Annotated in this window: 11 protein-coding genes; 1 reads left to right on the forward strand and 10 read right to left on the reverse strand. The window is 41.1% G+C overall.

Annotation, left to right across the window (positions count from 1 at the left end; all coding sequences use genetic code 11):
* Nucleotides 1-245 precede the first annotated feature (245 nt).
* The 3 genes from AB4Z17_RS03510 to AB4Z17_RS03520 form a co-directional block, all read right to left on the reverse strand.
* The gene (locus tag AB4Z17_RS03510; protein WP_441958194.1) at nt 246-839 is read right to left on the reverse strand and encodes a chloramphenicol phosphotransferase CPT family protein; all 594 of its coding nucleotides are present in this window, start codon (nt 837-839) and stop codon (nt 246-248) included.
* Nucleotides 840-1,031: 192 nt separating this feature from the next.
* Nucleotides 1,032-1,529 carry an AAA family ATPase gene (locus tag AB4Z17_RS03515; RefSeq protein WP_441958173.1) on the reverse strand — a complete coding sequence of 166 codons (498 nt, stop codon included), beginning with the start codon at nt 1,527-1,529 and terminating at the stop codon, nt 1,032-1,034.
* Nucleotides 1,530-1,842: 313 nt separating this feature from the next.
* On the reverse strand, nt 1,843-2,082 hold the full coding sequence (locus AB4Z17_RS03520; RefSeq protein WP_441958175.1) for a hypothetical protein: 240 nt from the start codon (nt 2,080-2,082) through the stop codon (nt 1,843-1,845).
* A gap of 82 nt (nt 2,083-2,164) precedes the next feature.
* Here AB4Z17_RS03520 and AB4Z17_RS03525 point away from each other — a divergent pair, with 82 nt between their 5' ends.
* Nucleotides 2,165-2,929, forward strand: a complete 765-nt coding sequence (locus AB4Z17_RS03525; RefSeq protein WP_441911519.1) for an SDR family oxidoreductase — start codon at nt 2,165-2,167, stop codon at nt 2,927-2,929.
* 388 nt (nt 2,930-3,317) lie between these two features.
* On the opposite strand, the gene AB4Z17_RS03530 is transcribed toward AB4Z17_RS03525, so the two are convergent.
* From AB4Z17_RS03530 to AB4Z17_RS03560, 7 genes are all read right to left on the reverse strand, one after another.
* Nucleotides 3,318-4,433, reverse strand: coding sequence for a DUF1963 domain-containing protein (locus AB4Z17_RS03530; RefSeq protein ID WP_441958177.1), 1,116 nt, complete (start codon nt 4,431-4,433; stop codon nt 3,318-3,320).
* 20 nt (nt 4,434-4,453) lie between these two features.
* Nucleotides 4,454-4,714, reverse strand: coding sequence for an integrase (locus AB4Z17_RS03535; RefSeq protein WP_441911521.1), 261 nt, complete (start codon nt 4,712-4,714; stop codon nt 4,454-4,456).
* A 76-nt stretch (nt 4,715-4,790) separates the two neighbouring features.
* Nucleotides 4,791-5,597 (reverse strand): histidinol-phosphatase HisJ, encoded by an 807-nt coding sequence (gene hisJ / locus AB4Z17_RS03540; RefSeq protein WP_441958179.1) that lies wholly within the window; start codon nt 5,595-5,597, stop codon nt 4,791-4,793.
* A 102-nt stretch (nt 5,598-5,699) separates the two neighbouring features.
* Nucleotides 5,700-6,176, reverse strand: a complete 477-nt coding sequence (locus AB4Z17_RS03545; protein WP_441958181.1) for a UPF0158 family protein — start codon at nt 6,174-6,176, stop codon at nt 5,700-5,702.
* A gap of 221 nt (nt 6,177-6,397) precedes the next feature.
* On the reverse strand, nt 6,398-6,730 hold the full coding sequence (locus tag AB4Z17_RS03550) for a hypothetical protein (RefSeq protein WP_441958182.1): 333 nt from the start codon (nt 6,728-6,730) through the stop codon (nt 6,398-6,400).
* A 340-nt stretch (nt 6,731-7,070) separates the two neighbouring features.
* Nucleotides 7,071-8,216, reverse strand: coding sequence for a hypothetical protein (locus AB4Z17_RS03555; RefSeq protein ID WP_441958184.1), 1,146 nt, complete (start codon nt 8,214-8,216; stop codon nt 7,071-7,073).
* Nucleotides 8,217-9,050: 834 nt separating this feature from the next.
* Nucleotides 9,051-9,530 (reverse strand): NUDIX hydrolase, encoded by a 480-nt coding sequence (locus AB4Z17_RS03560; protein WP_441958186.1) that lies wholly within the window; start codon nt 9,528-9,530, stop codon nt 9,051-9,053.
* Nucleotides 9,531-9,965 lie beyond the last annotated feature (435 nt).

Genomic DNA, 9,965 nt, shown 5'->3' on the forward strand with positions numbered 1-9,965 from the left:
ATATCCTTACCACACACTCCACATGCGCTGTCTGAGGAAACATATCGTCGCGGGATATGCTCGAGTAATAAATCARYTAGACTGCTTAAAAATAGAAACAGCGGTAGCCTTGGACTCAGATATTTAGTCCAAAACTGCCGCTGTTTATTGAACTAACGTTTTCCGTTAGCTCAATCCCGAAATCCCTCGGACGCTGAGGGGCGATAGCCCCAATGCTTGAATATGGTGGTATCTGGATACGCCATCTAGGAAACACTAACATTTTTTTTGCTTAATTTCTTAAATACCGAGTATTCCTTATCGGACTTAATAAAATTTAATATTTTTTCGGCACATTCTTTTGGGTTCATATCTTCAGTATTTACTTCGAGGTCATATTCATCAAAGCAATATACTTTGCTAAACTGTGAAGCTGCCAGTCCAATTTTTCTATCTCCTCTTGCTTGCTCTCTTCTTATGAGTTCTTCTTTCGAGCATATTACACCTATAAATAACGTAGACTGATCGAAAAATTGATCAAGAAACTCATTAAACCTCTTGTCCTTGTCGATTACGGTATCTACTATTACATTAAAACCCAGTTCTGATAACAATTTAATTGTCGAATGGTACACTGAGAATATGGAATCATCAAGTAATTGTGAGACAACTTGATGATCTATTTCTCTTGGAGGTTCATCTGGAAATTTATTATTAATAAAATCATTGTAATTATTAAAAAAATCATCAATTGATAAATGATAAAAAGGAATCTCTTTCTGGTTTATCAGTTCAGTCGATATCGAGGTTTTTCCAGAACTTGAAGTTCCATTTAGATAAACTAATATTCCTTGCTTCAATTTAATCATCCCTTCAAAAAATAATCTTTTCGTATTTTTCAGATAACGTTATATTCATACTTTATAAAATTATTCAACTCAGGGAATATTCTAGAAACGATTGAATTATCCTGCCCATTAGCTTAATAAAAACAAGGAGCAGCTACCGTAGTATCTGCTTCTTGTACTGTTCAACTAATGTTCCCTGTTAGTTCAAGCGTATTGGAGAACCCACTCTTTTATCTGAGAGGCAACTTCGGTTACATCAGCATCCGTTGTATCAATAGTAGGCATAGGTGGGTTATAGACCTCATCAGCAATTTCAAGCAATCGTTTTGCAAAGTTTTTGTGGTTTTGAATCTCTTCCTCTGACCAATTTCTTTCACGAAGACGTTTCTCGCGAGTTTCTTCATCACAATGTAGGTTTAGGTAATATACATGCTTAAAAAATGGATAGTCCGCACATTTTTCAATATCCCAAGGCATCATTGTTCCGCATATTATAGTCATGCGCCCACTTTGAGCGATATTTCGTGCAACCCTAAGCCAAATATTTCGCATTTTCTCCCAATCATGCCCAATAAATTCAACAAGACTATCAGGGTCAAAAATATCAAAATCAGGCATCAATCTCCGTAGTTCCTTAATGACATATGTTTTCCCTGACCCACTTGCACCTGTTACGATAAATAAAGGCAATTTATTTTCCATTAGTTGTACCCCCTCCCATTTACTTATATTTCACAATTATAGCATCTCACAAATGATATAGAAGGTAGTAAACAATTATAACTAAACTGCCAGTTAGCATAATGAAGCAGCCGATCATTGTGATCGGCTACTTCCGTTTTTTTATTGAACTATCGTACCCGGTAGCTTGACGTCTCCGCGTTTATGTGCAAGCCAAGAATTTCAATCACCTCGCTTGTCCCAGCCCGAGTTTGAAATGACTTACGATCGTGGCAACAATATGTATGAAATGGAAGTGTGGATTCCTGTCGTTAAGAAGTCTGCATCTTGCGGACTAACCCCATAGCTTATGCAAGAAGGCGACCCTATCTTGGTCGGCTTTCGAGCTTCCAAGGATAATTTCCGTCGGGCCTATATGGTCAAAATTAGCCGGTACAGCATTCAGGCTGAAAGACAGTAAAGGAGGGAGGTCGAAGTCGGGGAACAAAGACGAACGCTCCGCTTCTTCAGCAACAGTCGTCGATACGGACAACGCGAACATGAGCGACGCTAACGTGAACGGTAGTGCGGTCATCCGAAGCAATAAGAGAGCAACATTTCAAAACGGCTCCTATGTTACAACTATAGAGAAACAGAGAATAAGGAGCTGAGTACTGATGAGCAAATTGACAGGAAAAATAGCGTTAGTAACGGGGGCCAGCCGGGGGATCGGGCGCAGCGTCGCGTTACGTCTGGCGCAGGAGGGCGCTTTTGTCGCCGTACATTACGGTCAACGCCGCCATGAAGCAGAAGCGGTCGTGCAACAAATCGCCCAAAACGGAGGAAACGCCTGTGCGATTGGCGCCAATTTGAGCACGCCTGACGGCATTCGCGAGTTGATCGCGGCGCTGGACGAAGCAATTCGAGAGCACGGGGACGGCGGCGGATTCGATATTTTGGTCAACAACGCGGGAATCGGGCAAATTCTTACTTTCGAAGAAGCGACGGAAGCTACTTTTGACGAAGTGATGACGATTAACGTCAAAGCGCCGTTTTTTGTAATGCAGCAAGCTTTGCCGCGGTTGAAGGACGGCGGGCGCATCATCAACATTTCTTCCTTCGTGACACGGGTAGCTTCCCCGGGTGTCTTCACCTACAGCATGACAAAAGGAGCGATCAATACCTTTACACTGCTGCTGGCCAAGCAGTTGGGGAGCAGAAATATTACGGTCAACTCCATCCAACCCGGCATCATCAACACCGAGATGAATGAAGGAACTTTGAGTCATCCAGACGGACAAAAATATGCGGCAGGCCTTTCCGTTTTCAACCGTTGGGGAGAACCCGGAGACGTTGCGGATATCGCCGCCTTCCTCGCTTCTCCGGACAGCCGCTGGGTAACCGGTCAGTTGATCGACGCAAGCGGCGGTTCGCATCTTTAATAGCCAGGCAAGCCTATCTAGCAACAACATATATGTTATATAAAAGTATGGATATTAAAACATGGAAAGCAACACGAGTGCATATCGCACTACGTGTTGTTTTCTTCGTTTGCATTGGACTATTCCGGTTGATCGTATTGTTAGGTCACTTTCCACAACAAAATTTTTAGCCGTCATTTATGGTATGGTTCACCGTGTATGTTCTTCAACTATCCTGCCCGTTAGTTGAGAAAACACCAGCCGGTCATTGGCCGGCTTCCGTCGTGTCAGGATTGAGTTATCGTTCATCCGTATGGCTGAGTGTCTCGACTTCCAGTAAACGTAGTGGGATTTGTTCAGAATTTCTATTTAGTTCCTAACAAATGGGGGGATTTTATGGGGCCGCATACTAAGTACCGACCCGATCAGTAAACACTTCATCAAAATTCCTATTCAGCAAATCTTCCTTTGTAATATAAAAATAAAGTAATCCTGATAAATCCCATTGCATTCCTATTTCATCATTGGTATCTACCTGAAATAACAACTCAGTATCAGCATCTTGAAAGTCATACTGTAATCCATTTATATAACCAAAAAAGCGAAATCCAATATCATGATTACACATCTCATAATATGAAGAGCAGAAGTTCTCGTAGAGGACATACGCTTCCTCGTCGTTATCAAATAAACGTTTTTCATTAATAAGTGAGTTAACCGGAATCATGTTTTCAAATTTTAAATTCATTAAACAACTCGAAAATGAAATGATATCGGGATCTGCCTTAATTCGTTTCAGATCGGATAAATCAGATGTGTAAAGCACCACGTTTTGATCTTTTGGAAAGGCGTCATATAAAAATTCATCAGAGAAAAGCACATCATCATCACAAGGATAAAAAAAATGAAGAATCCCAGTGGCAGGGTAATTATGATCTATCGAAGACATAGGAAATTCCTCTAAATTTATTTGTGCTATAAAACTCATTGGATGCCCTTCCCAGTCCGGCCACGTAAAACCCATTGGAATATCAGGGTTCCCTCCAATCTTACTTTTTCCGATAGGAATTTCATCTTCTGGTGCTATAGTCGGTTCTAGGAAGAAACCAGGCTTCACTAACTGATTGTATTTCTCCCAATGCCTTTCCAAACCTGCGTTCAAAAATAATTGTTTGATTATCTCCAATGACGGCTCCGGCTGCATCATTCGCATATCCTCCATAACAAATAAGGCTTTACAGGAATCCCCACGACTGGCCAGGTACTTCTTTAACCATACTTTGCACTCTGTCGTAAAGTAAACTTCTCTCTGCTTCGAACCCTTGCCATTAACGATTGCTGAGCAGTTCTCCCAATTATGGTCCTCGATATTGATCTTCTCCACCTCCCCAACCCGGCAGCCGGTACAGTAAAGAAACTCAAGCAGCGCTCTTTCCCTGAGTGACTGACAAGAGATCTTCAAGTGTATAACGCTCTCCTCAATCAAAAACTTAGGAATGCGCTTATCTAATTTTGGTTCTCTCAATTTTAGAGAGGGATTTGAAGTCAGATACGTCTCTTCATACGCGTAACGGAAAAGAGAAGAACAAACCGAATTCGATGGCCTAGGCTGCTTGGCTTCAACCGATCTGCTTGTTTTGCCAAGTACTCCTTAAGCATTGTTAACGTTACCTCCGTTATATCGAGGCCACCTAGCTCCAGTATTAACATTTTGTGCTGAAGGGCGTATGCCTTTAATGTTTTTGGACTGAACCCTTGAATACGTTTGTCAGCTTCATACAACCTCCACAACTCATTTAAGTTCATAACAAAACCTCCCTTTAGAAGCTATTAAATCTAGTTTGCTTCTAAGGAGAGGTTTTAATCTGCCTACAGTATTGAACTAGCGTGTCCCGTTAGCGTAGTGCTCTAGCTCCACAAACCACTCCCATCCAATCCCTAAGTGATCTGGAGAATGGGCATCTGACCCGTATATACACGAAACCCCATGGTGCCTACATTTAATCAGGAACCATTCAGGCACATACGCTTTCCCACATGTATCTACCCTTAATCCTGCCGTTTTCACATCAAGTCCAACATTCATTCTAAGGAGGAGCGAAATAATTTTCTCCTCTTCATCTATTTCAGGCAAGTCGGTTTTAAATTTTTCAATTAGATTAATATGTCCAATTCTTTTCCGTATAGAGAATTGGGAGATCCACTCAATTGCTTCTTCAATATAGTTGTAGTACTCATCAACAACCTTCTCCATCGTTCCGTAATGCTTTAATATATATTCTTTAAAATAATCTGGTCGGTAATCAATTAATCTCATTCCACCCATACCGGGTATACAGTGCACAGAATAAATAATGTCTTCTAAATCCTGATCAAAGTCATCTATTATTCTTTCAGTGAAATCAAATTTACCTGGTAAGTAATTTAGCTCTAAACCAACAGCAACATCTATCTTTCCATTGTATTCTTGCTTATAATGCTTGGCATGTTCGATGTACAGAGAAAGTTCACTGTAAGGCATTGCTGGCCTTTTATATAACGAAGCATCATCGATCCAGTTCAATGGTAAAGGGGCATGTTCACTGAACGTGTAACGCTCGAATCCTAAATTAATCGCTCGTTCTAAATATTCTTCTTGTGAAGTGCCACTGCCATGATGACAGTATGGGGTATGGGTATGACCGTCCATTTCAAATGAAGGTTCCTCCTTATACAAATTGACTGACGGCTTGACTCTTGTAGAGATATCTAATTGTCTAAAGCCATGTTTATCCTCCCAATAAATAACACTTCATTCCTCTATTATAAGACCCTTCTCTTTACACCATTCCATAACTAATTCCTTCACCTTTTTTTCTTTGAATTCATACCATTGTCTTTCGACGTCATGTTCAATGATTCCATCTTTAAATCTTCTAAATGCTCCTCTTCCTTGAATAGCTCCAAACAATTTTTCTCGAACCTCTGCTTTGTCTAATGTCTCAATAAATTCTTCTATTAGTTCATACTCATGGAACTCGTTTCTTAATGTGAAATCGAGGTAAACCTCGTCTTCATCCTCTATAATTTTTATGGCTTGTTCAATGTTCTCTCGTTCCCAATCCGGATAATTGTCAAGCAGCTCTTCATCTTCTGCCGCTCTCATCTCTTCTCTCGATAATGTTATTACTTCTCCTGTCTGGATGTTTATGTATGTTAGGGTCTCATCCATTTGAATTTCAATTTCAGTAATTAGATCATCTAATTTTACTGTTGCTTTTCTCTCCATTTCACATCTGTCCTTCCATTGAGATTCCTTCTACAAAACAGTCTATTCAAATTACCAAAATAAATCATAGAGGAGCTGCTTTTAAACACGTAACTCGTCCTCAACTATCATCAGACTTTGCAAATTAAATCCGCAGCAACAGCAGCAGACTAGGACGCGAAATAAAGATCTAGACTGCCATTGCTATGGCTACGACTTTTCAACTATCGTGTCCCGTTAGCTTAACGACGTTCTATATTTATTTCGTCTAACAATAATCTCGCTGTATATAAGATATTTGGCTTGTATGCATCTAGTTCTTTTATGCGTTCCTTTAACGCTTCTTGATTCCACAAATGATATTGCGCAGGTAAGGGTATATGAGCCAAATTGTGATAATGCTCTCCAAAATCTATTCCAATAAAGGTATGGCCTTGATGCCATAACCCATCCAGTTCAAGGCATCCAAGTATAATATTTATCTTCCCATTAAGCATGTCATTGAGGATCTGAACTACTCTGTTTTTTACTAGATCATCGCTCACTTCCACGCCCCCAATATTATTCCCAGTCATATACGAAGGCCTTCGCAATGAGGGGCATTATTATTGAACTATCGTTACCCGTTAGTTCGACCATACTCATTTACATCATCTTCTCCGTCATCTTCAAAATCGCTCATATCGTACTGGTATAATTCCATAAGATTGCGTAATATCATTTTCTTTTCGAAAGAAACCCTGATTAGTTCCATTTAATCACCTTTTTTGTTCTAATCATACTACATATTGGAACTAAACTGCCCGTTAGTTTAGCGAAGCTTACTTACGTAAAAGAGTTCTTCATCGTTTGAGACAATCCTGCCCGTTAGCGCAACGAAGCTGCCAATCCAGATTGAGGTCGAAGTCATTGCAGTTAAACGGACATTTTATGAGCCAACACAATGGCATTAACCGCTGATACAGTATCCTTGGCTACCAGCTGTTCATCCAGCTTAAAATGAAGTTGTAAGGTAGAGACTGGTGGATTTTTTGTAGAAATCATGAGCCCAACCTCATGAGATGAAAGCACTTTCGCTTGAATGATTTGCAGCCAGGGGATAAGATCCGGTAATGATTTATTCTCCGAAGGGCCGGTTTCCATGCCATCCACCCCAATTGGTGAATGCCCATCAAAATATTCAATCCTGAGCACAGCATAAGAGCGGGTACTGTTCCTCTTCAAGGCCATAGCCGCCTCCATCCGTTGGCGGGAGGTTTTTTTAGAACCGAAAATCACATTCCACAAAACGATTAACATTGAGGGGATGAGGAAGCCGAGCGCCGCCAACCATCCACTGGAGGTCTTGACATAGACGGTAAGAAAGAGGGCTGCGGACAGAATCGCAAGCAACCATATGTAGAGCTCCTGCCGCCATTTGGCCTGGCGCTTCCCAGATGTTGGAGGAGTGGACTGTGCTGGCTGAATTTCCTGAGCTTGCTCCGGCTGAGCTGCCGTACGTTCTCTCCATGGCAAATGCTCACCACTCAGCATATAGAAGTTAGCGGCTGCTCCCTGCCAGACCTTCACCTGCGAGGGATGCGGCGACTGCCAGAGCGTAACGTATTCTTGAATGTCTTTCAGATAGAGGGCGGGATCACCCGTAAACGAGAAATATTGTGAAAGCTCCAGATGAATAACGGCAGCAGAATGCCGCTGTACATGGGTCGACAAGGTTTCCAGCCACTCATGCACAGGTGCGGCAAGAGAAGGGAAATGGGCCAGCGTGCCGGGTAAGCTCAGGCGCAGCTGCTCTGCAGCATCCGCCCATGGAATCTGCCATTGGAATGCCTCGGAAAAGCATTCCCACTCAGGGAGATCCTCCACATCCGGTTGGTCCATATGGGGTTGAATCCTGCTCCATGCTTGCATAAGCTGCCCGCTATAGCGCTGGAACTGCTCCTGGCTGACCAGACAAAACCATACTGGAGCGAGAAAATTATTCGTCTCGAAAGCTGTATTCTCATAATCGACCGAATCTGTATCGGCGTTTGTAACGTTCAGGAATGTCCGGTTTCCCATAAAAGATCCTTTCCTCCTACCTTTGTTTCACATCCAATAATGGAACCAAAAAGCAATTCTATAAGTTCGTCATTTTATGATGAAAATAAAGTGAGAAGGGCGCCCGCAATTAGAGTGCCCTTCTCTCGTTTGCAATGCAACTGCACCTATTGATCCGTTTGGATTGAGCGGAGTCAGGCTCAGGCAACCGCCGCCCGTACTCGATTTTGGTGACACTTCGCGGCGACAGCTTCATCCGAGGCGGTATTTTGAATTACAAAATTGGCAGTCTTCGTAATTTTAATCACTGAACCCTTGTCCAACAATTTTTTTTATCCAAATCAACACATACCGTGATACTTTCAGTTGAAACACTCAGTATGATTAAATGTAACGGAGTATACTTCTTTTCCGTAATAGCTACCAATTAAATTAGCAAATTATTATTAACAGTCACTTTCCTTACAACTGAATCTTTCGGACTCACAGGAATTTGGTCTTGTTTTTCATCATTAAGACTGTTGAAAGCAGTCATCTCAATTGGTAACTCACTTCTTTCAGATTGAAATAGATTACGTCCGCTAAAGATATTGTTAAAAGGATAAGTATCGGAATAAATAACAATCTCTTCAAGATATCCCTCCTACCGCATTAAGTCCTTTAGCTAATCGTTACTTCAATGAAGCAACAATTCCGCTCGGCACATAGTTTTAGCATTATACTTCAAACGAGATAAGGTATTAAGATGCTGCGTTAAACTACCCGTTAATGTAACGAAGCTGCCGATCCTTGCCCGCAACCTCCTCCGAATTGAGTGTTGAGCTATAGTTTCCCGTTAGTTCAATCACGATTGATTTAAAAAGCTAATAGATCTCTTGTGTTTATATGTTTAATTTCAGAGACACTGTCTTGCCCACTTGTAAGCATCTCATATAGACCATCAGGTACAAGTTTATATTGAGGATTTTCCTTAATATCACTCAGGCTCTTCCAAACAGCTAAAAACCTTTTGTCTCCCTCAATCCCTTCAAATACTTCCTTTTCATAATTATCAGAGCAATTAAAGCTCGCTTCATAAATAAAGTCATATTCATGTCCAATTTGACCGTAGCATGGGTAAATGTTCTCGATAATCCCAATCAATTTTGGTTCAATGATATCAATATTTATCTCTTCTTTTACTTCCCGTACTACAGCTGATTTACTATCTTCTCCATACTCAATCGTGCCACCAACTGGGCCAAATGTTATGACACCGTCTTCTTCGGGGAATTGTTCAAGTAATATTGATTCTCTTCTTTTAACGATACAAAGGGAAGATGCCCTATAACGCAAATGTTTTTCCTCCTCACGGTATTAGATATCCCAAATATATTCCATAATACTGTTGTGTTAACCTGCCCGTTAGTTGAGAAGAAGCTACCGAATGGCAGACCTAATACAATTGAACTATCGTTCTTCGTTAGTTTAATCCCAATCGGGAGGAGTTGGCAGGATATAGTATCCAAAAAACCATAATAGAATAACCGCAATAATTGCGACTACAAGCAAAGTAAGAACGACTAATCTAAACCACTAATTCTTTCTCAGATCATCACCCTCATATCTTTTACTAACGTTACCCGTTAACATTCCTGTAGGTGTTAGTAGATTCGATTTGCAGAAAAACGAACGCCCCGCTAGGATGAGTATGTACTGGGTTGGAGCCCTCAGAACTCACCTTAGGAGGCGTTATCATGAAGTCTAGACTAATTAAAGCTCAAAATCAAC

The organism is Paenibacillus sp. TAF43_2 (assembly GCF_052113545.1).
In the GTDB taxonomy this organism is placed as follows: Bacteria; Bacillota; Bacilli; order Paenibacillales; family Paenibacillaceae; genus Pristimantibacillus.